Genomic DNA, 22,356 nt, shown 5'->3' on the forward strand with positions numbered 1-22,356 from the left:
CGACCGATCCCCATGAGCCAACCTCCGTTCCTGCCGTTCTCCAAACCTGTCATCGACGACGCCACCATCGCCGCTGTGGGCGATGTGCTGCGCTCGGGCTGGATCACCAGCGGGCCGAAGGTCCAGGCCTTCGAAGCGCAACTGTCAGACTACTTCGGCGGGCGCCCGGTGCGCACGTTCAACTCCGGCACCTGCACCATGGAGATCGCCCTGCGCATCGCCGGCATCGGCCTCGGGGACGAGGTGATCACCACGCCGATCTCCTGGGTGGCCACCGCCAACGTGATCCTGGAGGTCGGGGCGACACCGGTGTTCGCCGACATCGACCCGGTGACCCGCAACATCGACCTTGACCGGCTGGAAGCGGCGATCACCCCGCGCACCAAAGCGGTCATCCCGGTATACCTGGCCGGCTTGCCGGTGGACATGGAGCGCCTGTACGCCATCGCCCGCAGGCACAACCTGCGCATCGTCGAAGACGCCGCCCAGGCCCTGGGCTCCAGCTGGAACGGCCGGCGCATCGGCGCCACCGGGGACTTCGTGTCGTTCAGCTTTCAGGCGAACAAGAACGTCACCTGCGCCGAGGGCGGTTGCCTGGTGCTCAACACCCCCGAAGAGGCGCGGCTGGCGGAGAAGTACCGCTTGCAGGGCGTCACCCGCAACGGCTTCGACGGTCTGGACGTCGATGTGCTGGGCGGCAAGTTCAACATGACCGACGTGGCCGCCACCATCGGCCTGGGCCAGTTCGCCCACATCGAGGCCCTGACCGCGCACCGGCGCGAACTCGCCCGGCACTACTTCCGCTGCTTCGGCGACGACTTCGAAGCGACCTTCGGCGCACAACTGCCCCCGGCGGACTTCGAGAACAGCAACTGGCACCTGTTCCAGCTGGTGCTGCCGGAACGCCAGGACGGGCAGCCGGCGCGGGCGACTTTCATGGAGCAGATGCAGGCCCTGGGCATCGGCATCGGCTACCACTACCCGCCGATCCACTTGCTGAGCCTGTACCGCGAGCGCAGCTTCAAGGAAGGCATGCTGCCGGTGGCGGAACGGGTCGGCCGGCTGATCGTGTCACTGCCGATGTTCACCGCCATGACCCTGGCGGACGTCGAACGCTCGGTGGCGGCGGTGAAGGCCGTGCTGCGCGGCGCCTGAACGGCGGGCATGAAAAAGCCCCGACGGATCGGGGCTTCGGGGTGTCGCGCTGGGGTTACTCGCCGATTTCCTTCTTGTAGGCGGCGGCGTCGAGCAGCTTGTCCAGCTCGGACTTGTCGCTTGGCTTGAGCTTGAAGATCCACGAGTCGTAAGGTTCTTCGTTCAGCAGCTCCGGCGAATCGGCCAGTTCTTCGTTGACCGCGATCACCTCGCCGCCCACCGGCGCGTAGATGTCGGAGGCAGCTTTCACCGACTCGACGACGCCGGCCGCATCACCGGCGGCAAAGACCTTGCCCACTTCAGCCAGCTCAACGAACACCACGTCGCCCAGCGCAGCCTGGGCGTGGTCGCTGATGCCCACGGTGACGGTGCCGTCGGCTTCCAGGCGGGCCCATTCATGACTTTCGGCGTAACGCAGGTCGGCGGGGATATTGCTCATCTTCGGTGTCCTCAAGGATTAGGTCAGCGGTCGTACCCGCCGCAATAGATTAGATCAAGGTTTTGCCGTGGCGCACGAAGGTCGGCTTGACCACCCGCACCGGATACCATTTGCCGCGGATTTCCACTTCGGCGCGGTCGGCGGTCGCCATCGGCAGACGCGCCAGGGCGATCGACTTGCTCAGCGTAGGAGAGAAACTACCACTGGTGATCTCCCCTTCGCCAACATCGGCGATGCGCACCACCTGATGGGCGCGCAAAACGCCGCGCTCCTCCAGCACCAGGCCCACCAGTTTGTGCTGCACGCCGGCGGCCCTTTCGGCCTCCAGCGCATCGCGGCCGATGAAGCGGCGGGTGGCCGGCTCCCAGGCGATGCTCCAAGCCATGTTCGAGGCCAGCGGCGAAACGTCCTGGTGGATGTCCTGGCCGTACAGGTTCATGCCGGCCTCGACCCGCAGGGTGTCGCGGGCGCCCAGGCCGATGGGGGAAATGCCAGCGCCCACCAGGTCGTTGAAGAAACCCGGCGCCTCGGCGGCCGGCAGGACGATCTCCAGCCCGTCCTCGCCGGTGTAGCCGGTGCGGGCGATGAACCACTCGCCGTCGGCGCGACCTTCGAAGGGCTTGAGGTGATGGATCAGGTTGGCGCGGGACTGGCTCACCAGTTCAGCCACCTTGTGCCGGGCCTGCGGGCCCTGGATGGCGAGCATCGCCAGTTCGGGACGCTCGCGCAGGCGCACGTCGAGGCCGGGCAGGTGCGCCTGCATCCACTCCAGGTCCTGGTCGCGGGTGGAGGCGTTGACCACCAGACGGTAACCGTCGTCGAGGCGGTAGACGATCATGTCGTCGACGATGCCGCCGCGCTCGTTGAGCATGGCGCTGTACAACGCACGGCCGGGGCTGTGCAGGCGTTCGACGTCGTTGGCCAGCAGGTACTGGAGCCAGGCCTTGGCCTGGGGGCCGGTGACATCGAACACGGTCATGTGGGAAACATCGAACACCCCGCAATCGCGGCGCACCTCGTGGTGCTCCTCGACCTGCGAGCCGTAATGCAGTGGCATGTCCCAACCGCCAAAATCGACCATCTTCGCGCCGAGGGCGAGGTGAAGGTCATACAGAGGCGTACGCTGTCCCATGGGTTTCTCCTTCCGGGCGTGGCGAAGGCGCGGGCAGCCGCTGCACAGGATGAAAGCCTTGGAACACAAGGCCTTGAGCCGATCTCAGCAACTGTTTCTGTCAGACTGACCGCACCGAATGCCGCGCATTGTAGCCGCAAGGCACGGGGCTGGCACCTAGCCGTTTCGGTGGGCCGAACGGCGGATCAGGCCGATGACCGGCAACAGCCCGACCAGCACCAGGGTCAGCGCCGGCAACGACGCCCTCGCCCACTCGCCTTCGCTGGTCATCTCGAAGATCCGCACCGCCAGCGTGTCCCAGCCGAACGGGCGCATCAGCAAGGTCGCGGGCATTTCCTTGAGCACATCGACGAACACCAGCAGCGCTGCGCTCAACGTGCCCGGCAGCAACAGCGGCAGATACACTTTGAAAAACAACCGCGGCCCACCCACCCCGAGGCTACGTGCCGCTTCGGGCAAAGAAGGCCGTATACGCGCCAGGCTGCTTTCCAGCGGCCCGTAGGCCACCGCCACGAAGCGCACCAGGTACGCCAACAGCAACGCCGCCAGGCTGCCCAGCAGCAACGGCTTGCCCGCCCCGCCCAACCAGGCCGACAGCGGAATCACCAGCACCCGGTCCAGGTGACTGAAGGCCAGCATGATCGACACCGCCAGCACCGACCCGGGCAAGGCGTAGCCGAGGTTGGCGAGGCTGACGCCGGAGCGGATCGCCGGCGTCGGCGCCAGGCGCCGGGCGAAGGCCAGCAGCAGCGCCACACCGACGGTGATCAGCGCCGCCAGCGCCCCCAGGTAAAGCGTGTGCAGGATCAGTCCGGCGTAGCGCTCATCCAGGTCGAACCGCCCGCGCCGCCAGAACCACACCGCCAGTTGCAGCACCGGGATGACGAACGCGCAAGCGAACACCAGGACGCACCACCCGGTCGCCGCCCAGGCCTTGGGGCCTCGCAGGTGATACAGCGCCTTGACCCGCGGCCGCTCGTTGCCTGCCCGGTTGGCGCCGCGCGCACGGCGCTCGCCGTACAGCACCAGCATCACCGCCAGCAGCAACAGGCTGGCCAGCTGCGCCGCGCTCGACAGGCTGAAGAAGCCGTACCAGGTCTTGTAGATGGCGGTGGTGAAGGTGTCGAAGTTGAACACCGACACCGCGCCGAAATCCGCCAGGGTCTCCATCAGCGCCAGCGCCACGCCCGCGCCGATGGCCGGCCGCGCCATCGGCAGCGCCACCCGCCAGAACGCCTGCCACGGCGACTGGCCGAGCACCCGCGCCGCTTCCATCAGGCCCTTGCCCTGGGCCAGGAACGCGGTGCGCGCCAGCAGGTAGACGTAGGGATAGAAGACCAGCACCAGCACCACGATCACCCCGCCGGTGGAGCGCACCCGGGGCAGGCGCAGGCCGCTGCCGAACCACTCCCTCATCAACGTCTGCACGGGGCCGGCGAAGTCCAGCAGGCCGACGAACACGAACGCCAGCACGTAGGCCGGCACCGCGAACGGCAGCATCAGCGCCCAGTCGAGCCAGCGCCGGCCGGGGAACTCGCACAGGCTGGTGAGCCAGGCCAGGCTCACGCCCAGCAGCGTCACGCCGACGCCGACGCCGAGCACCAGGGTCAGGGTGTTGCCCAACAGGCGCGGCATCTGGGTGTCCCACAGGTGCGACCAGATCTGCGCATCGACGCTCTGCCACGACAGCAGCAGGACGCTCAGGGGCAGCAGCACCAGCGCGGCGATGGCGAAGACGATGGGATACCAGCGGCGTTGGGCGGGGTGGGCCAAGTAAAGACTCTCGTTCAAATGACTGTGCCCACGCTCGGCGTGGGCACACATTCTGTGACGCGCTGCGTCACGCTTTCGGCGATGCGACGCAGGGTACGGGAATGGTCGGTATCAGTTCCAGCCGGCCCGGTCCATCATGCGGATCGCCTCGGCCTGGCGCTTGCCCGCCACTTCCACCGGCAGGGTGTCGGCCACGAACTGCCCCCAGGCCGCCACTTCCTCGGACGGTTTCACCGCCGGGTTGGCCGGGAACTCCTGGTTCACGTCGGCGAAGATCTTCTGCGCCTCAGGCGTGGTCATCCACTCCACCAGCGCCTTGGCCGCTTCCGGGTGCGGCGCGTGCTTGGTCAGGCCGATGCCCGACAGGTTGACGTGCACGCCGCGGTCCGCCTGGTTCGGCCAGAACAGCTTCACCGGCAGGTCAGGCTTCTGCTTGTGCAGGCGGCCGTAGTAGTAGGTGTTGACGATGCCCACGTCGCACTGGCCGGCGTTGATCGCCTCCAGCACCGCGACGTCGTCGGAGAACACGTCGGTGGACAGGTTGTTGACCCAGCCCTTGAGGATCTTCTCGGTCTTCTCGGCGCCGTGGGTCTCGATCATCGTGGCGGTCAGCGACTGGTTGTAGACCTTCTTCGCCGTGCGCAGGCACAGGCGGCCTTCCCAGTTCTTGTCGGCCAGGGCTTCGTAGGTGGTCAGTTCGCCCGGCTTCACCCGCTCGGTGGAGTAGGCGATGGTGCGGGCACGCAGGCTCAGGCCGGTCCAGGCATGGCTGGAGGCGCGGTACTGCTGCGGAATGTTGGCGTCGATGGCCTTCGAGGTGAACGGCTGGAGAATGCCCATCTGCTCGGCCTGCCAGAGGTTGCCGGCGTCGACGGTCAGCAGCAGGTCGGCGACGGCGTTGTCGCCTTCGGCCTTGATCCGCTGCATCAGCGGCGCTTCCTTGTCGGTGATGAACTTGATCTTCACTCCGGTCTTGGCGGTGTAGGCGTCGAACACCGGCTTGATCAGTTCGTCGATGCGCGAGGAGTAGACCACCACCTCGTCAGCGGCCTGGGCGGCGGTGCTGCCGATCAGGGTCAGGGCCAGTGCGGTCAGAAGACGCTTGGGTGCCAACATGGGAGCGGTCTCTCGGTCGGGAAAAGTGGGCCAAATGATAAGGACTCACATTTACCGACTCAATCGAACGCTGTTCGAAGGAGTTACCAGATGTTGCACAGCCCGGGATTCGCCATCACCCCGCATCCGGGTGGGAGCCCGCCTGCTGGCGATGGCGGCGGGTCAGCCGCCATCCCTTTCTCAGGCCTTGGCCAGGTCCGGCAAGTCCCCGGTCAGCCCCAGCGCCTGACGCACGAACAGTGCCTTGGCCTCCGGCATCTGCTCCACCATCTTCAGCCCGGTGTTGCGCAGCCAGCGCAGCGGCAGCGGATCGGCCTGGAACAGGCGCTCGAAGCCTTCCATCGCCGCCATCAGCGCCAGGTTGTGCGGCATTCGCCGGCGTTCGTAGCGGCTCAGCGTTTTCACGTCCGCCAGGCGTTCGCCGCGTTCGGCCGCCTGCAGCAGCACCTCGGCCAGCACGGCGGCGTCGAGGAAACCGAGGTTCACGCCCTGCCCGGCCAACGGGTGAATGGTGTGCGCCGCATCGCCGATCAGCGCCAGGCCTTCGGCCACGTAACGCTTGGCGTGCCGCTGGCGCAACGGCACGCACAGGCGTGGGTCGGCGCTGACGACCTCGCCCAGGCAGCCTTCGAACGCCCGCTCCAGCTCCCGGCAGAACGCCGTTTCATCCAGCGCCATCAGGCGCTCGGCCTCGCTTGGGGTGGTCGACCAGACGATCGAGCACCAGTCCTGCTGCCCGTCACGCTCAAGCGGCAGGAACGCCAGCGGGCCGTGGTCGGTGAAGCGCTGCCAGGCGGTCATCCGGTGCGGCTTGGCGCTGCGCACGCTGGTGACGATGGCATGGTGCATGTAATCCCATTCGCGGGTGGCGACGCCGGTCAGGCGGCGCACCGCCGAGTGGGCGCCGTCCGCCGCGATCACCAGCGGCGCGCGCAGGGTGCGGCCGTCGGCCAGGGTCAGCAGCCAGTCGTCGCCGGAGCGGCGCATCTGCTCCAGCCGGGCATTGGCCAGAAGGCCCAGGTCGCAGTCGTGCAGACGGTCGAGCAAGGCGTCCTGCACCACGCGGTTCTCGACGATGTGGCCGAGCACGCCGGCGTGCACGCTGCTGGCCGAGAAATGGATCTGCCCGGTGCCGCTGCCGTCCCAGACGTGCATGTCGGTGTAGGGGCTGGTGCGGCGCTGGACGATGCCGTCCCACACGCCCAGGCGCTCGAGGATGCGCTGGCTGGCCGCCGACAGGGCGCTGACCCGCGGTTCGAACGGCGCCTGCGCATCGAAGGGTTTGACGCTCAACGGGCTGCCGTCGAGCAGCAGGACTTCCAGCCCGCTGCCCTGCAACGCCAGCGCCAAGGCGCTGCCGACCATTCCGGCTCCGACAATCAGCAGATCTGCGCGCATTTCCATGCTTTAGGCCTGTCTCGCTTGCGGCTTGAGCCGCACGTAAAGGGTTTTTCCGACCCGCGCCACCAGGGTGCCGGCGCCGTCATGAATGTCGACCTGCAACTGCGGCAGGTACTTGTCGCCGTTGGCGGTCTGCCGGCGGACGTCGTCCAGCAGCGCGTCGTCGATGCTGAACCTTGCGAACACAGGGCCCTTGCCCGGTGAGATGAAATCGATGTCGGCGGCCTTGTCCCAGACGATGTAGCGCGGCCCGAGGTTCTCCATCAGCATCAGCATGAAGAACGGGTCGACCATCGAATACAGACTGCCGCCGAACTGGGTGCCGACGTAGTTGCGGTTGTGCCAGCCCAACCCCATCGACACCCGGATGTCGCGAAAGTCATCGCTGATGTGCCGCACCCGGACGCCGGCGCCCAGATACGGCGGGTAGAACGTCAGGAACCAGCGCATCAGCCGCGCCTTGCCGAAGCGGCGCATCAGCCACTTACGCATCCGGCCGCGTCCCCAGCCCCATGGCCTGGCGGGCGAACCAGCGCTTGGCCGGCGGCAGCAGATCGAGGCCGAGCAGGCCGATGTTGCGCCCCAGCGCCACCAAAGGCTGGGTGCTGCCGAACAGGCGGGTGACCTGGTCGGAGAAGCCCACGGTGAGGGTTTGATCCAGCCGTTGGCGTTCGCGGTAAGCCTGCAGCGTGGCGAAGTCACCCAACGGCTTGTCGCTGGCCAGCAGCGCGGCCGCCAGCGCATCGGCATCGCGCAAAGACAGGTTGAAGCCTTGCCCGGCGATCGGGTGCAGGCTGTGGGCGGCATTGCCGAGCACGGCCAAATGCGGGCGCACCTGCTCTTCGGCCTCCACCAGCGCCAGCGGGTACAGGTGCCGGGCGCCGACCTGCTTCAGGGTGCCGAGGCGATAGCCGAACACACCTTGCAGTTCGCTGAGGAAATCCCGCTCGCTGAGGCCGGTCAGGCGCTGCGCGTCCATCCCCAGCCGTGTCCAGACCAGTGCGCAGCGGTTGTCCGGCAGCGGCAGCAAGGCCATCGGGCCGTCATCGGTGAAGCGCTCGAAGGCCATGCCGTTGTGCGCTTCGCTCGGGGTGATGTTGGCGATCAGCGCGCTCTGGTTGTACGGACGCTTGCGCACGTTGATGCCCAACTGCTCGCGCAGGCCGGAGCGGCCGCCGTCGGCGAGCACCGCCAGGTCGCATTCGACCGTGGTCTCGTCGTTGAGGGTCAGGCGGTAACCGTCGGGCAAAGGCTCCAGGCGCGTGACCTCCGCCGGGCAGCGCCAGCTGATCACGTCCTTGTCCAGGTGCTGCCACAGGCACTGGCCGAGCCAGGCGTTCTCCACCACGTAACCGAGGGCCGGCACACCCTCCTCCATCGCCGACAGGCGGGCGGTGGAGAAGCGTCCGCGGTCGGACACATGGATCTGCTTGATCGGCTCGGCGCGGCGGGAGATCTCCTGCCACACGCCCAGCCGCTGATAGATCTGCCGCGAGCCGAACGACAGCGCCGACGACCGGGCGTCGTAGCTCGGCTGCCAGGTGTCGCCGGGGGCGAACGGTTCGATCAGCACGATTTTCCAGCCCCGGGCCTTGGCTCCGGCCTGCAGGGCCAACGCCAGGCTGGCGCCGACCAGGCCGCCGCCGATGATCGCCAGATTGACCCGACTCATGCCGCGTCCGCCCGGGCCTGCGCCATCAGGGCCTCGATCTCGGCGACGGTCTTCGGCACGCCGCCGGTCAGGATTTCACAACCGTTCTTGGTCACCACCACGTCGTCCTCGATGCGCACGCCGATGCCGCGCCATTTCTTCGCCACGTTCAGATTGTCCGGGGCGATGTAGATGCCCGGTTCCACGGTCAGCGCCATGCCGACCTCCAGCACCCGCCATTCGCCGCCGACCTTGTACTCGCCGACGTCGTGCACATCCATGCCCAGCCAATGCCCGGCGCGGTGCATATAGAAGGCCTTGTAGGCTTCGGACGCGATCAGTTCGTCGACCTCGCCCTGCAACAGCCCCAGCTCCACCAGCCCGGCGGTGATCACCCGCACCGTGGCTTCGTGCGCCTGGTTCCAGTGCCGGTTCGGGGCGATTTGCGCGAACGCGGCTTCCTGGGAGGCCAGCACCAGCTCGTAGATCGCCTTCTGCTCGGCGGAAAACTTGCCGTTGACCGGCCAGGTGCGGGTGATGTCGCTGGCGTAGCAGTCGATCTCGCAGCCGGCGTCGATCAGCACCAGGTCGCCGTCCTTGAGCAGCGCATCGTTCTGCTGGTAATGCAGGATGCAGCCGTTGCGCCCGGCGGCGACGATCGAGCCGTAGGCCGGCATCTTCGCCCCGCCCTTGCGGAACTCGTAATCGAGCTCGGCTTCCAGGCTGTACTCGTGCAGGCCGGGCCGGCCTGCACGCATCGCCCGGATGTGGGCCTGGGCCGAGATCCGCGCGGCCTCGCGCATCACCTTCACTTCCGCCGCCGATTTATACAGGCGCATGTCGTGCAGCAGGTGATCCAGGGCAACGAATTCGTTCGGCGGCTGGGCGCCGAGGTGGGCCTTGGAGCGGATCACGTTGATCCAGTCCATCAGGTGCCGGTCGAACTCCGGGTTGCTGCCCATGGCCGTGTACACCCGGTCGCGGCCTTCGATCAGGCCCGGCAGGATGTCGTCGATGTCGGTGATGGGGAACGCGTCGTCGGCGCCGTAGTCGCGGACCGCGCCTTCCTGGCCGGCGCGCAGGCCGTCCCACAGCTCGCGCTCGGGGTTGCGCTCACGGCAGAACAGCACGTATTCGCCGTGCTCGCGGCCGGGCATCAGGACGATCACGGCCTGGGGCTCGGGGAAGCCGCTCAGGTACTGGAAATCGCTGTCCTGGCGGTAGACGTGCTCGACGTCGCGGTTGCGGATGGCCACCGCGGCGGCGGGCAGGATGGCGATGCTGTTGGGTTCCATCTGCGCCATCAGCGCCTTGCGGCGACGGCCGTACTCCGCTTTCGGGATATGGATCATGGGCAGACGGACGTCCCTGTTCGGCGATCAGTGCAGAGAAGGCTTGGCGGCCGGTGCGCCAACCTGCTTGTTGGTTTCGGTGAACAGCAAGAGCGGAGCGACCCGCAGGTACTCCATGACTTCCATGTAATCGCTCTCGCCGTCTTCGGAGTCTTCCAGCGCATCCTGGACCTGGGAGATCGCGACCAGATCCTGCAGCACTTCAGTGGCTTCGGTGCTCAGGCTGCTGCGGTCGGGCGAGTTCTGGCCGAAACCGGAAATGAAGCCCTGGCACCACTGGCCCAGCGCGGCGGCGCGTTCGGCCAGCGGCGCGTCGTCGGTCGGCAGCAGCAGGACCACGGCCATGTCTTCGCCGGTCAGTTCGCTCTTGACCATTTCCTGGAGGCCGATCAGGGCGTTGCGCACGTTGTCCCCGGGCTCGGTCTCGAGCAGGGAGGCCACGTCGCTCAGCCAGCCGTCGACGTCGAAGCCGGCGCCGGCGCAGCTGCGGCCGAGCAGCAGGCCGTGCAGTTCGGCGGGCGAGACGGGATGGCCACTGGCGCTCAGCAGGGTGGCGAAGGCTTGATAAGGGGAATTCTGAATGGGCATGGGCAGCTAGGCGCCAGACGGCGCTATGTCTAGAATGAAGGCCTTGTATCCTACATCGACAGACCCGCCAAGACCATTAAAGGCTGACCGCCAGCCAGGCGCCCGCCTCCGTCAGACACGAAATCAGTGGACACAATGGAAGACATCGACCTGCAAGCGCTGATGGCCAGACTCGAACTGCTGATTGACCGAGTCGAGCAACTTAAGAGGCAAAACGCACTCTTAACAGCTCAGGAAAAGACCTGGCGCGAGGAACGCGCGCATCTCATTGAAAAAAACGAAATCGCCCGGCGTAAGGTCGAATCGATGATTTCGCGTCTCAAGGCCCTGGAGCAAGACTCATGAGTTCAAGCAATAGCGTCACCGTGCAGATCCTCGACAAAGAGTATTCGATCATCTGCCCCCAGGAAGAGCGCAGCAACCTGATCAGCGCCGCCCGCTACCTGGACGGCAAGATGCGCGAGATCCGCAGCAGCGGCAAGGTCATCGGCGCCGACCGCATCGCCGTGATGGCCGCGCTGAACATCACCCACGACCTGCTGCACAAGGAAGACCGCCCGGCCTTGCAGGCCAGCGGCTCGACCCGCGAGCAGGTGCGCGACCTGCTCGAACGCGTCGATCTGGTGCTGGCCACCGATCCGGACGTCAGCAAGGGCTGATTCGCCGGGACGCTTGAGGTATACTCGCGGCACTCCCTGGGGTGCTTGCCAGTTGACGATGTCCCTGAGCCGATTTGCACTACCCTGGGGGTTGCACGTTGGGCTGGTGTGCATGTCCGCCAGACGGAAAGCCTTAAAGCCTACTGCATCCTCCACCTTGAACTCTCGGGTTCAAGGGCTAAGTCGACAGCGGCTCATCCGGGGAGCCTGATTCGAATCCGATGCCGGTGCATGCCGGCATCGGATTTTTTATGCGTACGTTTTCGCACCCCTTCGCCGAAGCCGAACCATGACCGAACCCGCGCCGCCGACCCGCCCCCAATTGCGCCGACAGCTGCGCAAGGCCCGCCGCTCGCTGACGCCGAGCCAGCAACGCGAGGCCGCCGAAGGCCTGTACCGGCAATTGGCGCAGCACCCGCAGTTCCGCCGCGCCAAGCATGTTTCCCTGTACCTGCCCACCGACGGCGAAATCGACCCGCGCCTGCTGCTGCGCGCCGCCCAGCGCCGGGGCAAGGCCACCTACCTGCCGGTGCTCAGCGCCTGGCCGCGGACCAAGATGGTGTTCCAACGCATCCGCCCCGGCGAGAAGCTTGCGCCCAACCGTTTCCGCATCCTCGAACCGCGGATCAACCCGGCCCGCCAGCGCAGGATCTGGGCGCTGGACCTGGTGCTGTTGCCGTTGGTGGGGTTTGACGATGTCGGCGGACGCCTGGGGATGGGCGGCGGCTTCTACGACCGCAGCCTGGCCTACCTCGCTCGGCGCAAGAACTGGCGCAAGCCGGTGCTGCTGGGGCTGGCCCATGAATGTCAGAAAGTGGGGCGTCTGGCGCAGGCCAGCTGGGATGTGCCGTTGCAGGGCACGGTGACGGACAAGGCGTGGTACGTCGCAGAATAGACGCCGCGAGGGAAAAGGCAGCGTCGCAAGAAGGGGTTCAGCGCTTGAAGGCGGTCGACTGCTGGACCTGCTGCGCCACTTCGACCGGTGCGTCGGCCTTGTTGGCCCACAGGCTCTGCGCATAACCGGTGGTCACGACGCCGAGACCGAACAAGATCACCAATGTCCAAAGCAAATCCGGTTTGCGTTTCATCGATTGCCCCCCTCAAGGCACATCATCACGATGACAGCAGCGGTTTCCGTTCGTAGCCGTGCAGCAGCGTCAAGCTTTAAAGGCCGGCATTTTGCGACAACGTGAACCGCCGCGCAAACGCTGACGTCAACCGACCGTCGGTTTGTCATAAAATTGCCGACGACCTGCCCGACGACCCCTGCGAGGAGCAAGAACCATGGCCTATTGGCTGATGAAATCCGAACCCGACGAGCTCTCGATCAAAGGCCTGCAGCAGCTCGGCAAGGCGCGCTGGGACGGCGTGCGCAACTATCAGGCGCGCAATTTCCTGCGTTCCATGGCGGTCGGCGACCTGTTCTTCTTCTATCACTCCAGCTGCCCGGAGCCGGGCATTGCCGGGATCGGCCGGATCGTTCAGGCGGCCTACCCGGATCCGACGGCGCTGGAGCCGGAAAGCCACTACTACGACCCGAAGGCCACACCCGAGAAAAACGCCTGGAGCGCGATCGATGTGGAGCACGTCGAGACGTTCGCCCGGGTGCTCAAGCTCGATTACCTGAAGCAGCAGACCGCGCTGGCGGAAATGCCGCTGGTGCAGAAAGGCTCGCGGCTGTCGGTGATGCCGGTGACGCCGCAGCAGTGGGCGGCGGTGGTTGCGCTCAAGCCTTGAGCCGTTCGTCGGCGCAAAGAATGCCTTGCGATCGATGCTGCCCGGCGGCGCCTCGACTGGCGCCATCGCCAGCAGGCTGGCTCCCGCAGGGTATAGCGGATGAGCAGGATCTGCGTCACCACCAAAACCTTTGGGAGCTTGCCTGCAAGCGATGAGGCCGGCGCAGTCACCCCGTCATTTACTGAATGATCAGGTTGTTGAACAGCAGATCCTCGACCACCGGCTTGCCGGTTTCGTCGTTCATCACCTGCTGGGTCTGCTTCAACGCTTCCTGACGCAGCTTTTCCTTGGCTTCGAGGCTGTTCATGGTCTCGGTCGACTGCTGGGCGAACAGCGCCACCAGTTGATTGCGGATCAGCGGCTCGTTGGCCTTGACCAGCTTGGTCGATTCCTCGCCGGTCACGCGCAGCGCCACGTCGGCCTTGTAGACCTTCAGCTTCGGCGTGCCGTCCAGCCCGTAGTTGCCCACGAACGGCGGGCTCAGGGTGATGTAGTTGACCTTCGGCGCCTCGCCTTCTTTGGCTTCTTCGGCCAGCGCTGCCACAGGCAGAGACAGGGCCAGCAACAACATGATCCACGCTTTCACAATTCGCTCCTTATCCGGTTTGCGGCCTAGCATAACGGCCCGCCGCGCAAGCACAAGCTTATGGCGGACTATCAGGGCCGGGCATGCTCGTTGACCCGTCGACGGCCACACCTACACTTATCGGCCATCACTCCCAAAGGAATAGCCCTGATGAAAGCCGTGCTGTGCAAAGCCTTCGGCCCTGCCGAATCGCTGGTGCTGGAAGAGGTCGCCAGCCCTGCCCCGAAGAAGAACGAAATCCTGCTGGAGGTGCACGCCGCCGGGGTCAATTTCCCGGACACGCTGATCATCGAGGGCAAGTACCAGTTCAAGCCGCCCTTCCCGTTTTCGCCGGGCGGCGAAGCGGCCGGCGTGGTGCGTGAAGTCGGGGAGAAGGTCAGCCATCTCAAGGTCGGCGACCGGGTGATGGCGTTGACCGGTTGGGGCAGCTTCGCCGAGCAGGTCGCGGTGCCGGGCTACAACGCGCTGCCGATCCCGCCGTCGATGGACTTCAGGACGGCCGCCGCCTTCAGCATGACCTACGGCACCTCGATGCACGCCCTCACCCAGCGCGGCAACCTGCAACCGGGCGAAACCCTGCTGGTGCTCGGCGCGTCCGGCGGCGTCGGCCTGGCCGCCGTGGAAATCGGCAAGGCCCTGGGCGCCCGGGTGATCGCCGCCGCCAGCAGCGCCGAGAAGCTCGCGGTGGCCAAGGCCGCCGGCGCCGACGAACTGATCAACTACAGCGAAACCAGCCTCAAGGACGAGATCAAGCGCCTCACCGACGGCCAGGGCGCCGACGTGATCTACGACCCGGTCGGCGGCGACCTGTTCGACCAGGCCATCCGCGCCATCGCCTGGAACGGCCGCCTGCTGGTGGTGGGTTTCGCCAGCGGACGCATCCCTGAACTGCCGGTCAACCTCGCGCTGCTCAAGGGCGCTGCGGTGCTCGGCGTGTTCTGGGGCTCCTTCGCCCAACGCCAGCCCCAGGACAACGCCGCGAACTTCCAGCGACTGTTCGGCTGGTTCGCCGAAGGCAAGCTCAAGCCGCTGGTGTCGCAGGTGTATCCGCTGAGCGAGGCGGCGCAGGCGATCAATGACCTGGGCCAGCGCAAGGCGGTGGGCAAGGTGGTGGTGCAGGTGCGCTGAGCCGGCAAAGTACCGTCAGATCCGGGGCGACATCGCTCCGTCACCCGGCAGCAGGTGCTCCTGGACCTTCTCGCTGCGTGACGGAATGAGTCGCCCCTTGTCGTCGAAACGCAGGACGATCACCCAGTCGTAGACCCCGTCCGGCCACTTGCGCTGGCCCATCAGCGCCGTGGCGTCGCCGCCGAACGCCTTGATCAGCTTGTCGATGTGCCCGTGGTGCCAGGCGATCAGCACCGTCGGCGCCTTGTTGCCTTTGCGCAGCAATTTCACCAGGTCATGGACATCGCCGTTGATGTAGGGCTGCTCGACCGACAGGTTCAGACGCCGGGCCAGCGGGGTCAGGGTCAGGCGCGAGCGGACGCTTTCGGGGCTATCGCCGGCGGCCAGCAGGCGCTGGGGCGTCAGCGCCTGGCCATCCAGCTCCAGCGGGTTGAAGTAATCGGCATAGGCCGCGGCACGCTGCTCGCCCCGGGCGTTGAGTTCGGTTCCGACGTCGGGCTTCTCGGCATGCCGGATGATCAGCACCGTGGCATTGCGCAAACCGGAATGCCCGGGATGGTCAGTGAAGACCAGCGCCAGCAAGCCGGCGGTGAGAACGGCCGCCACCAGCAGGCGAACCACAAGCATGCGCACCTTCAAAGCCATCATTCATCTCTGCAGAACAGTCGGTCGACGGATCGCGAGTCTAAGCCGCCCGATGTTCACAAGTGGTGAAAACGCCCCGTTCTTACAGCTGAGCGACAGGTTCGTAAAAGAACGTGCGTTTTCCAACATTTCCGCTGTTTTGCGGATGGCAGGCGGTGCTATTTTCGGTAACGAAACTGTAACATTCACATCCGCAGTCAAAACAAGAATTCTGGAGCTCTTGAATGTTTGCTTTCTTTCGACCTGCCGCACATCAGGCTCCCCTGCCTGAAGAAAAAATCGACAGTACCTACCGACGCCTGCGCTGGCAGATCTTCGCCGGCATCTTCTTCGGCTACGCGGGCTACTACCTGCTGCGCAAGAACTTCTCCCTGGCCATGCCGTACCTGATCGACCAAGGCTACAGCCGCGGCGACCTGGGCCTGGCGATGTCGGCCATCGCCATCGCCTACGGCCTGTCCAAGTTCCTCATGGGCCTGGTGTCCGACCGTTCCAACCCGCGCTACTTCCTGCCGTTTGGCCTGCTGGTGTCCGCCGGGGTGATGTTCATTTTCGGTTTCGCGCCATGGGCGACCTCCAGCGTGACCATGATGTTCATCCTGCTGTTCATCAATGGCTGGGCCCAAGGCATGGGCTGGCCGCCGAGCGGACGCACCATGGTGCACTGGTGGTCGCAGAAGGAGCGCGGCGGCGTGGTGTCGGTGTGGAACGTGGCGCACAACGTCGGCGGCGGCCTGATCGGCCCGCTGTTCCTGGTCGGCATGGGCCTGTTCAACGACTGGCACGCCGCGTTCTACGTCCCGGCGGCGGTGGCCCTGGCGGTGGCGGCGTTCGCCTTCATCACCATGCGCGACACCCCGCAGTCGGTCGGCCTGCCGCCGATCGAGAAGTACAAGAACGACTACCCGGAAGGCTACGACGCCAGCCACGAAGACGAATTCAGCGCCAAGGAAATCTTCGTCAAGTACGTGCTGCGCAACAAAATGCTCTGGTACATCGCCATGGCCAACGTGTTCGTCTACCTGCTGCGCTACGGCGTGCTGGACTGGGCGCCGACCTACCTCAAGGAAGCCAAGCACTTCGACGTCGACAAGACGTCGTGGGCGTACTTCTTCTACGAGTGGGCGGGGATTCCGGGCACCCTGCTGTGCGGCTGGATGTCGGACAAGATCTTCCGCGGCAACCGCGGCCTGACCGGCATGGTGTTCATGGCCCTGGTGACCGTGGCGACCCTGGTGTACTGGCTGAACCCGGCCGGCAACCCAACCGTCGACATGATCGCCCTGTTCTCCATCGGCTTCCTGATCTACGGCCCGGTCATGCTGATCGGCCTGCAGGCGCTGGAACTGGCGCCGAAGAAAGCCGCCGGCACCGCAGCGGGCTTCACTGGCCTGTTCGGTTACCTGGGCGGTTCGGTCGCGGCCAGCGCCGCGATGGGCTACACCGTCGACCACTTCGGCTGGGACGGCGGTTTCGTGCTGCTGGTGGGCGCCTGCCTGCTGTCGATGGCCTTCCTGGCCCCGACCCTGCTGCACAAGCAAGCCGCCAGTCAGAGCCGCGAAGCGCTCGCCTGATCGGCCTGTGACCGGCAGCGCCTGAGCCGCGCCTCCAGATTGCGGTCTGGCATGGCGTGGCTGCGCAGGGCGTGGGCGGTCTGCTCGACATAGTCGCGCGTCGTGCCGTAGCGCCCGCAGGCGCTTTCGAACACCTGGCTCAGCACATGGTCCGGCAGGTTGCCGGCATAGCTGGGCAGGTGCCGCTCCAACACGAACCCCAACGCCTGAACCTGATTGCCATCCTCCAGACGGCAATTGAGCCAGTGCGGCCGGTAGGACGGAAACGGCATCTCGCGTTTCCACAGGGCATACAGCGCGCTGTCGAGATTGTCTTCCGGCAACCGGTAGGCGAAGCCGCTGCACGAGCCCCCACGATCCAGGCCGAACACCAGCCCCGGCATCTCCGGCGTGCCGCGGTGCTCGTGAGACCACAGGTACAGGCCGCGGTGATAGCCGTGCACCCGCCCGCGCACCCGTTCGACCGCCGTGCATTCCGGCCGCCAGATCAGCGATCCGTACGCGAACAGCCACACCGGCCCGCCCTTGTGGCGCGCCATGGTCGATTGCATGGAGAGGAGAAGCTGTTCGTGGGTCAGCTGCGGCCCGAGATCGAGCCGCGGAGGGTAAGCCGGATGCGAAAAACCGTTTTCGATGGCGCTCATGGCGAATAGCGTTCAGCTCCCCGCGGGTGAAGAATTACTAAATAGAACGCACCGCTGTAACAATAAGGCACATATGTTTTAAGGCAATTGAAGTGCCAGGCGCTTTCATTCATCCATTGCCGGATTGATATATAACCTACCGGTATTCATGCAATTACATAAATACCGATCGGCTATATATGGAGGTATATCGAACTTATCCCCGAGGGGCGTAGGCGAACACGTCGGCGCGCATCTGATGGGCGTCCATCCCGGCCTCGACCAGCGCATCGAGCGTGCCGTAGACCATGGCCGGCGAGCCGCTGGCATAGACGTGCAAGGCCTTGAGGTCGGGGAAATCTTCGCACACCGCTTCGTGCAGCATCCCGCAGCGCCCTTCCCAGCCGCATTGATCGCTGACGACCTTGTGCAGGAACAGGTTGGGCAACTTCAGCCATTCGTCCCAATGTTCGATGCGGTAGAAGTCTTCCGGCCGGCGCACGCCCCAATACAGGTGCACCGGGTGCTTGAAGCCGTTGGCCCGGCAGTGTTCGATCAGGCTGTGGATCTGGCCCATGCCGGTGCCGGCGGCGATCAGCACCAGCGGCCCCTCGGGCAGTTCGGCCAGGTGGGTGTCGCCGAACGGCAGCTCGACGCGCACCAGCGGGTTGCGCTGGAGCTGGTCGATCAGGCTCAGCGCGCTGTTCTCACGCGCCAGCACGTGGATCTCCAGGTCGCGGCCGGCGTGGGGCGCCGAGGCCATGGAGAACGCCGATTTCTCGCCGTTCTCGCGCTCGATCATCAGGTACTGCCCGGCGTGGTAGCGCGGCGGCTTGCCGGCCGGCGCCCGCAGGCGCACCCGCCAGGTATCGCCGCCGACGTCCCGGCATTCGACGACCTGACACGACAGGCTGCGCACCGGCAACTCTCCCAGCGCGAGCACGCCATCCCACAGCACGATGCAGTCTTCCAGCGGCTCCGCTATGCAAGTGTAGAACTCGCCGTGGTCATGCACCTTGCCGGCCTGTTCGACCCGGCCTTCCACCAGCAGCGCCGCGCACACATGGCAATTGCCGTTGCGGCAGCTCTGCGGGCATTCGTAGCCCAGGCGCCGCGCACCATCGAGAATCCGCTCGCCGGGCCGTATCTCTAGCACCGCTCCGGAGGGCTGAAGGGTTACACGCATCAATCTATTCCTAACTGATTCCAGATGGCATCGATCCGTTGGGTGACGGCGTCGTCCTTGACGATGACGCGGCCCCATTCGCGAGTGGTCTCGCCCGGCCACTTGTGGGTGGCGTCCAGCCCCATCTTCGACCCCAGGCCCGACACCGGCGAGGCGAAGTCGAGGTAGTCGATGGGCGTGTTGTCGATCATCACCGTGTCGCGCTTGGGGTCCATGCGCGTGGTGATGGCCCAGATCACGTCGTTCCAGTCCCGGGCGTTGATGTCGTCGTCGGTGACGATAACGAACTTGGTGTACATGAACTGTCGCAAAAACGACCAGACACCCAGCATCACGCGCTTGGCGTGCCCCGGATACGACTTCTTCATCGTCACCACGGCCATGCGGTACGAGCAGCCCTCGGGCGGCAGGTAGAAGTCGGTGATCTCCGGGAACTGCTTCTGCAGGATCGGCACGAACACTTCGTTCAGCGCCACGCCGAGGATCGCCGGCTCATCCGGCGGCCGGCCGGTGTAGGTGCTGTGGTAGATCGGCTTGATGCGGTGGGTGATGCGCTCGACGGTGAACACCGGGAAGCTGTCCACCTCGTTGTAGTAGCCGGTGTGGTCGCCGTAAGGGCCTTCGTCCGCCATCTCGCCCGGGTGGATCACGCCTTCCAGGATGATCTCGGCGGTGGCCGGCACCTGCAGGTCGTTGCCGCGGCATTTCACCAGTTCCGTGCGGCTGTCGCGCAGCAGGCCGGCGAAGGCGTATTCGGAGAGGCTGTCCGGCACCGGCGTGACCGCGCCGAGGATGGTCGCCGGATCCGCGCCGAGGGCCACGGACACCGGGAACGGCTGGCCCGGATGCTTCTCGCACCACTCGCGGTAGTCCAGCGCCCCGCCCCGGTGGCTGAGCCAGCGCATGATGACCTTGTTGCGGCCGATCACCTGCTGACGGTAGATGCCCAGGTTCTGGCGATCCTTGTTCGGGCCTTTGGTCACGGTCAGGCCCCAAGTGATCAGCGGCGCGACATCGCCCGGCCAGCAGTGCTGGATCGGCAGTGTAGCCAGGTCGACGTCGTCGCCCTCGATGACCACTTCCTGGCACGGCGCGTCCTTCACGACCTTTGGCGCCATCGCGATGATCTTGCGGAAGATCGGCAGCTTCGACCACGCATCCTTCAGGCCCTTGGGCGGCTCGGGCTCCTTGAGGAACGCCAGCAGCTTGCCGATCTCGCGCAGTTCGTCGGTGGACTCGGCGCCCATGCCCATCGCCACCCGCTGCGGGGTGCCGAACAGGTTGCCGAGCACCGGGATGTCGAAGCCGGTCGGATTCTCGAACAGCAGCGCAGGCCCCTTGGCCCGCAGGGTGCGGTCGCACACCTCGGTCATCTCCAGCACCGGCGAGACGGGCACCTGGATGCGTTTCAACTCTCCGCGCTGCTCAAGCTGCTGCACGAAATCCCGAAGATCCTTGAATTTCATTGACGATGGCACCCTCAAAATAGGCGTACATCCTACCTGCTATGCCGCCCGCTGGCAGCCCGTCAGGCCTCACTTGGCTGCATTGGCCTGCCCTTTGCGAAGGTTCGCCCCGGCCTGCAGGCCGACGAACAACGGTTCGAGGACCGGCGCCACGAACCGCGCGCCGACTTCCGAGAGGTGATTGTCGTCGGTGTACAAGGAATGGCCGTCGAGTTCGGCGCGGCAAAAACCTTCCGCGTCGCACAGCCGCGGCGCCGGATCCACCACCCGCACCGCCGGATCCTGCGCCAGCTGGGCGAACAGCCCGCTGATGAAAGTCTGCCGCTTGAGGTGCTCGCCGAGCGCCAGGCCGACATCGTCCACCGGGCGGTTGAGCATCGCCAGGCGCGTGAGCCGGTACGGCGGGCTGAAAGCCTGCAGCGGCGCCTCCTTCACCAGCCAGACCCGATGCCCGCCGGCCCGCAGCTGCGCCACCCGCGCCCGCAGGCCATCGGCCAGGCGCTGCTCGGCGACGGCGCGGTCGTAGTGCCCGTCGGCGGCCTTCAGGGCGTGGGCCAGATCGCCCTTGGCGTCGCCGTAGAGGTAGAGGCTCCAACGCGCCACCAACACCACGTCGCTCACCGGCGGCGCCAGGGCATGCTCGACCCGCTGGTTGAAGCGCGCGCAGCGGGCGTCATGCTCGAGGCCCTGCACCGGCACGCAACCGGGGGAACTGGCCAGCATCACGCTCACGGCATGGGCCTTGGCGCCGTCGTCGAACACCGGGATCAGCGCGGTGGCGTGGCTGTCGCCCCAGACCAGGGTGCGGGCCGGGCCGTTCGCGGCGCCGTAATGGCAGAACAGTTTGTCGTCCGGCGTCTTGTCGTCGGCCAGGCAGGCCATCAGCTCCGGCCGCCACTCGCGCCCCTTGGCGTACTGCAGCGCCTGCTCGGACAGGCGCCACGGCAAGCCGTCGGTCCAGCGCAGGCTCTGTCCGGCCAGGCCGATCACCAGCACGCCGCAGGCACCGGCCAGCAGGATCTGCCGACGGCCGGCGAGCAGGCGACGCTCGCGGAACGGCGTCTCGACGAATTTCCAGGACAGATAGCCCAACACCAGCGTCAGCAGAATCAGGCCCAGGGTGTCGAACGCGCCCGGCTCATCGACACTGGCGTAGCGGGAGAACACGAACACCGGCCAGTGCCACAAGTACCAGGAATACGACACCAGGCCGAGACCGACCATCAACCGGCTGCTCAGGAGCTTGCCGACCCAGGTCCGGCGGTGCCCGTTGGCCAGGATCAGCGCCACCACGCCCAGCACCGGCAGCAGCGCCGCCGCACCGGGGAACGGCGTGGCCTTGTCGTAGCCGAACACCGCCAGCAGGATCAGGGCCAGGCCGAGCAGGCTCAGGCCCTGCGCCGCCATCGGCTTCAGGCGCCAGGCGCTTTTCGGCGCCACCGCCAACATCGCTCCGGCCAGCAGCTCCCAGGCGCGCATGGGCAGCAGGAAGAAGGCTTTTTCCGGGTGGTGGCTGACGGCCCAGACACTCAGGCCGAAGGACACCAGCAACACGCCGAACAGCGCCAGCCGCCAGTGCTTCAGGCGCCCGGACAGCACGGTCAGCAGCAATGGGAAGAGAATGTAGAACTGCTCCTCCACCGCCAGCGACCAGGTGTGCAGCAGCGGCTTGAGGTCGGAGGCGACATCGAAGTAGCCGTCCTGCCGCATGAACAGCAGGTTGGAGACGAACATCACCTGGTAGCGCACCGAGCGCCCCAGCTCTTCGTAGTCCTTTGGCGCCAGCAGGAACCAGCCCACCGCCAGCACGACGAGTATCATCGCAAACAGCGCCGGCAGGATCCGCCGGGCGCGCCGGGCCCAGAAGTCGACGAAGCTGAAGCGCCCGGCTTGGCGCTGGTTCCAGATGATCGAGGTGATCAGGTAGCCGGAAATCACGAAGAACACGTCCACGCCGACAAAACCGCCGGTAAAGCCCGGAACCCCGAAATGGAACAGCACGACGGCGATCACCGCGACTGCGCGCAAGCCGTCGATATCCCTTCGATAAGCGAGAGTGCTCATAATTTGTTCAATGCCGATCAGATGGTTGTTTTCTGTGCAGCCGCGACGCTCTCCATGAGCCGCCCGCACTCGCTGCCTGTT

General features: G+C 66.0%; 23 protein-coding genes and 1 other RNA gene. 8 read left to right on the forward strand and 16 right to left on the reverse strand.

What is annotated here, in order from left to right:
* Positions 1 to 12: 12 nt before the first annotated feature.
* Positions 13 to 1,155, forward strand: coding sequence for a DegT/DnrJ/EryC1/StrS aminotransferase family protein (locus CAG31_RS11535; RefSeq protein ID WP_085581052.1), 1,143 nt, complete (start codon positions 13 to 15; stop codon positions 1,153 to 1,155).
* Between the two features lie 55 nt (positions 1,156 to 1,210).
* On the opposite strand, the gene gcvH is transcribed toward CAG31_RS11535, so the two are convergent.
* The 9 genes from gcvH to CAG31_RS11580 form a co-directional block, all read right to left on the reverse strand.
* On the reverse strand, positions 1,211 to 1,594 hold the full coding sequence (gene gcvH / locus CAG31_RS11540) for a glycine cleavage system protein GcvH (RefSeq protein WP_085581054.1): 384 nt from the start codon (positions 1,592 to 1,594) through the stop codon (positions 1,211 to 1,213).
* A gap of 49 nt (positions 1,595 to 1,643) precedes the next feature.
* Positions 1,644 to 2,726: a glycine cleavage system aminomethyltransferase GcvT gene (gene gcvT, locus CAG31_RS11545; RefSeq protein ID WP_085581056.1), complete on the reverse strand. Its 1,083-nt coding sequence runs from the start codon at positions 2,724 to 2,726 to the stop codon at positions 1,644 to 1,646.
* Between the two features lie 156 nt (positions 2,727 to 2,882).
* Entirely contained in the window at positions 2,883 to 4,499 is a 1,617-nt protein-coding gene (locus tag CAG31_RS11550; RefSeq protein ID WP_085581058.1) for an iron ABC transporter permease, read from the reverse strand.
* Positions 4,500 to 4,610: 111 nt separating this feature from the next.
* A complete protein-coding gene (locus CAG31_RS11555) occupies positions 4,611 to 5,615 on the reverse strand; it encodes an extracellular solute-binding protein (protein WP_085581060.1) in 1,005 nt (334 codons plus the stop codon).
* A gap of 180 nt (positions 5,616 to 5,795) precedes the next feature.
* Positions 5,796 to 7,013 (reverse strand): 2-octaprenyl-3-methyl-6-methoxy-1,4-benzoquinol hydroxylase, encoded by a 1,218-nt coding sequence (locus CAG31_RS11560; protein WP_170929955.1) that lies wholly within the window; start codon positions 7,011 to 7,013, stop codon positions 5,796 to 5,798.
* A 9-nt stretch (positions 7,014 to 7,022) separates the two neighbouring features.
* Positions 7,023 to 7,508 carry a DUF4442 domain-containing protein gene (locus tag CAG31_RS11565; protein WP_085581064.1) on the reverse strand — a complete coding sequence of 162 codons (486 nt, stop codon included), beginning with the start codon at positions 7,506 to 7,508 and terminating at the stop codon, positions 7,023 to 7,025.
* Positions 7,501 to 8,688 carry a 2-octaprenyl-6-methoxyphenyl hydroxylase gene (gene ubiH / locus CAG31_RS11570; protein WP_085581066.1) on the reverse strand — a complete coding sequence of 396 codons (1,188 nt, stop codon included), beginning with the start codon at positions 8,686 to 8,688 and terminating at the stop codon, positions 7,501 to 7,503. The genes CAG31_RS11565 and ubiH overlap by 8 nt, the downstream gene beginning before the upstream one ends.
* Entirely contained in the window at positions 8,685 to 10,019 is a 1,335-nt protein-coding gene (gene pepP, locus CAG31_RS11575; protein ID WP_085581068.1) for a Xaa-Pro aminopeptidase, read from the reverse strand. The genes ubiH and pepP overlap by 4 nt, the downstream gene beginning before the upstream one ends.
* Before the next feature lie 27 nt (positions 10,020 to 10,046).
* Positions 10,047 to 10,607, reverse strand: a complete 561-nt coding sequence (locus tag CAG31_RS11580) for a YecA family protein (RefSeq protein WP_085581070.1) — start codon at positions 10,605 to 10,607, stop codon at positions 10,047 to 10,049.
* 135 nt (positions 10,608 to 10,742) lie between these two features.
* Between CAG31_RS11580 and CAG31_RS11585 the strand changes: the two genes are divergently transcribed.
* The 4 genes from CAG31_RS11585 to CAG31_RS11600 all read left to right on the forward strand — a co-directional run bounded on the left by CAG31_RS11585 (position 10,743) and on the right by CAG31_RS11600 (position 12,161).
* A complete protein-coding gene (locus CAG31_RS11585) occupies positions 10,743 to 10,952 on the forward strand; it encodes a TIGR02449 family protein (RefSeq protein ID WP_085581072.1) in 210 nt (69 codons plus the stop codon).
* Positions 10,949 to 11,266, forward strand: a complete 318-nt coding sequence (locus CAG31_RS11590; RefSeq protein ID WP_085581074.1) for a cell division protein ZapA — start codon at positions 10,949 to 10,951, stop codon at positions 11,264 to 11,266. Before CAG31_RS11585 ends, CAG31_RS11590 begins: the two co-directional genes overlap by 4 nt.
* Positions 11,267 to 11,296: 30 nt before the next feature.
* Positions 11,297 to 11,475: non-coding RNA, 6S RNA (gene ssrS / locus CAG31_RS11595), on the forward strand.
* A gap of 80 nt (positions 11,476 to 11,555) precedes the next feature.
* Positions 11,556 to 12,161, forward strand: coding sequence for a 5-formyltetrahydrofolate cyclo-ligase (locus CAG31_RS11600; RefSeq protein ID WP_085581076.1), 606 nt, complete (start codon positions 11,556 to 11,558; stop codon positions 12,159 to 12,161).
* Between the two features lie 37 nt (positions 12,162 to 12,198).
* Here CAG31_RS11600 and CAG31_RS28420 read toward each other — a convergent pair whose 3' ends face one another.
* Positions 12,199 to 12,354: a hypothetical protein gene (locus CAG31_RS28420; RefSeq protein ID WP_170929950.1), complete on the reverse strand. Its 156-nt coding sequence runs from the start codon at positions 12,352 to 12,354 to the stop codon at positions 12,199 to 12,201.
* Between the two features lie 196 nt (positions 12,355 to 12,550).
* Here CAG31_RS28420 and CAG31_RS11605 point away from each other — a divergent pair, with 196 nt between their 5' ends.
* Complete coding sequence (locus tag CAG31_RS11605) at positions 12,551 to 13,003, forward strand: EVE domain-containing protein (RefSeq protein WP_085581078.1); 453 nt, start codon at positions 12,551 to 12,553, stop codon at positions 13,001 to 13,003.
* 178 nt (positions 13,004 to 13,181) lie between these two features.
* On the opposite strand, the gene CAG31_RS11610 is transcribed toward CAG31_RS11605, so the two are convergent.
* On the reverse strand, positions 13,182 to 13,589 hold the full coding sequence (locus CAG31_RS11610; protein ID WP_085581080.1) for a flagellar basal body-associated protein FliL: 408 nt from the start codon (positions 13,587 to 13,589) through the stop codon (positions 13,182 to 13,184).
* Positions 13,590 to 13,739: 150 nt separating this feature from the next.
* Between CAG31_RS11610 and CAG31_RS11615 the strand changes: the two genes are divergently transcribed.
* Entirely contained in the window at positions 13,740 to 14,717 is a 978-nt protein-coding gene (locus CAG31_RS11615) for an NADPH:quinone oxidoreductase family protein (protein ID WP_085581082.1), read from the forward strand.
* Between the two features lie 15 nt (positions 14,718 to 14,732).
* Here CAG31_RS11615 and CAG31_RS11620 read toward each other — a convergent pair whose 3' ends face one another.
* Complete coding sequence (locus CAG31_RS11620) at positions 14,733 to 15,362, reverse strand: flagellar basal body-associated protein FliL (protein WP_085581084.1); 630 nt, start codon at positions 15,360 to 15,362, stop codon at positions 14,733 to 14,735.
* 224 nt (positions 15,363 to 15,586) lie between these two features.
* Here CAG31_RS11620 and glpT point away from each other — a divergent pair, with 224 nt between their 5' ends.
* Positions 15,587 to 16,936 (forward strand): glycerol-3-phosphate transporter, encoded by a 1,350-nt coding sequence (gene glpT / locus CAG31_RS11625; protein WP_085581086.1) that lies wholly within the window; start codon positions 15,587 to 15,589, stop codon positions 16,934 to 16,936.
* Here glpT and CAG31_RS11630 read toward each other — a convergent pair.
* The 4 genes from CAG31_RS11630 to CAG31_RS11645 all read right to left on the reverse strand — a co-directional run bounded on the left by CAG31_RS11630 (position 16,912) and on the right by CAG31_RS11645 (position 22,275).
* Entirely contained in the window at positions 16,912 to 17,580 is a 669-nt protein-coding gene (locus tag CAG31_RS11630; protein WP_085581088.1) for a gamma-glutamylcyclotransferase, read from the reverse strand. The genes glpT and CAG31_RS11630 overlap by 25 nt on opposite strands.
* Before the next feature lie 196 nt (positions 17,581 to 17,776).
* Positions 17,777 to 18,745, reverse strand: a complete 969-nt coding sequence (locus CAG31_RS11635; RefSeq protein WP_085581090.1) for a CDP-6-deoxy-delta-3,4-glucoseen reductase — start codon at positions 18,743 to 18,745, stop codon at positions 17,777 to 17,779.
* Complete coding sequence (ubiD, locus tag CAG31_RS11640) at positions 18,745 to 20,211, reverse strand: 4-hydroxy-3-polyprenylbenzoate decarboxylase (protein ID WP_085581092.1); 1,467 nt, start codon at positions 20,209 to 20,211, stop codon at positions 18,745 to 18,747. The genes CAG31_RS11635 and ubiD overlap by 1 nt, the downstream gene beginning before the upstream one ends.
* A gap of 69 nt (positions 20,212 to 20,280) precedes the next feature.
* Positions 20,281 to 22,275, reverse strand: a complete 1,995-nt coding sequence (locus CAG31_RS11645; RefSeq protein ID WP_085581095.1) for an acyltransferase family protein — start codon at positions 22,273 to 22,275, stop codon at positions 20,281 to 20,283.
* Positions 22,276 to 22,356 lie beyond the last annotated feature (81 nt).

Origin of the sequence: Pseudomonas sp. R25(2017) (genome assembly GCF_002112565.1) — a bacterium.
Classification (GTDB): Bacteria; Pseudomonadota; Gammaproteobacteria; order Pseudomonadales; family Pseudomonadaceae; genus Aquipseudomonas; species Aquipseudomonas ekonensis.

Coding starts and splice junctions, on each gene's coding strand:
- CAG31_RS11535 (WP_085581052.1), top strand. CDS start 13: ATGAGCCAACCTCCGTTCCTGCCGTTCTCCAAACCTGTCATCGACGAC.
- gcvH (WP_085581054.1), bottom strand. CDS start 1,594: ATGAGCAATATCCCCGCCGACCTGCGTTACGCCGAAAGTCATGAATGG.
- gcvT (WP_085581056.1), bottom strand. CDS start 2,726: ATGGGACAGCGTACGCCTCTGTATGACCTTCACCTCGCCCTCGGCGCG.
- CAG31_RS11555 (WP_085581060.1), bottom strand. CDS start 5,615: ATGTTGGCACCCAAGCGTCTTCTGACCGCACTGGCCCTGACCCTGATC.
- CAG31_RS11560 (WP_170929955.1), bottom strand. CDS start 7,013: ATGCGCGCAGATCTGCTGATTGTCGGAGCCGGAATGGTCGGCAGCGCC.
- CAG31_RS11565 (WP_085581064.1), bottom strand. CDS start 7,508: ATGCGTAAGTGGCTGATGCGCCGCTTCGGCAAGGCGCGGCTGATGCGC.
- ubiH (WP_085581066.1), bottom strand. CDS start 8,688: ATGAGTCGGGTCAATCTGGCGATCATCGGCGGCGGCCTGGTCGGCGCC.
- pepP (WP_085581068.1), bottom strand. CDS start 10,019: ATGATCCATATCCCGAAAGCGGAGTACGGCCGTCGCCGCAAGGCGCTG.
- CAG31_RS11580 (WP_085581070.1), bottom strand. CDS start 10,607: ATGCCCATTCAGAATTCCCCTTATCAAGCCTTCGCCACCCTGCTGAGC.
- CAG31_RS11585 (WP_085581072.1), top strand. CDS start 10,743: ATGGAAGACATCGACCTGCAAGCGCTGATGGCCAGACTCGAACTGCTG.
- CAG31_RS11590 (WP_085581074.1), top strand. CDS start 10,949: ATGAGTTCAAGCAATAGCGTCACCGTGCAGATCCTCGACAAAGAGTAT.
- CAG31_RS11600 (WP_085581076.1), top strand. CDS start 11,556: ATGACCGAACCCGCGCCGCCGACCCGCCCCCAATTGCGCCGACAGCTG.
- CAG31_RS28420 (WP_170929950.1), bottom strand. CDS start 12,354: ATGAAACGCAAACCGGATTTGCTTTGGACATTGGTGATCTTGTTCGGT.
- CAG31_RS11605 (WP_085581078.1), top strand. CDS start 12,551: ATGGCCTATTGGCTGATGAAATCCGAACCCGACGAGCTCTCGATCAAA.
- CAG31_RS11615 (WP_085581082.1), top strand. CDS start 13,740: ATGAAAGCCGTGCTGTGCAAAGCCTTCGGCCCTGCCGAATCGCTGGTG.
- CAG31_RS11620 (WP_085581084.1), bottom strand. CDS start 15,362: ATGGCTTTGAAGGTGCGCATGCTTGTGGTTCGCCTGCTGGTGGCGGCC.
- glpT (WP_085581086.1), top strand. CDS start 15,587: ATGTTTGCTTTCTTTCGACCTGCCGCACATCAGGCTCCCCTGCCTGAA.
- CAG31_RS11630 (WP_085581088.1), bottom strand. CDS start 17,580: ATGAGCGCCATCGAAAACGGTTTTTCGCATCCGGCTTACCCTCCGCGG.
- CAG31_RS11635 (WP_085581090.1), bottom strand. CDS start 18,745: ATGCGTGTAACCCTTCAGCCCTCCGGAGCGGTGCTAGAGATACGGCCC.
- ubiD (WP_085581092.1), bottom strand. CDS start 20,211: ATGAAATTCAAGGATCTTCGGGATTTCGTGCAGCAGCTTGAGCAGCGC.
- CAG31_RS11645 (WP_085581095.1), bottom strand. CDS start 22,275: ATGAGCACTCTCGCTTATCGAAGGGATATCGACGGCTTGCGCGCAGTC.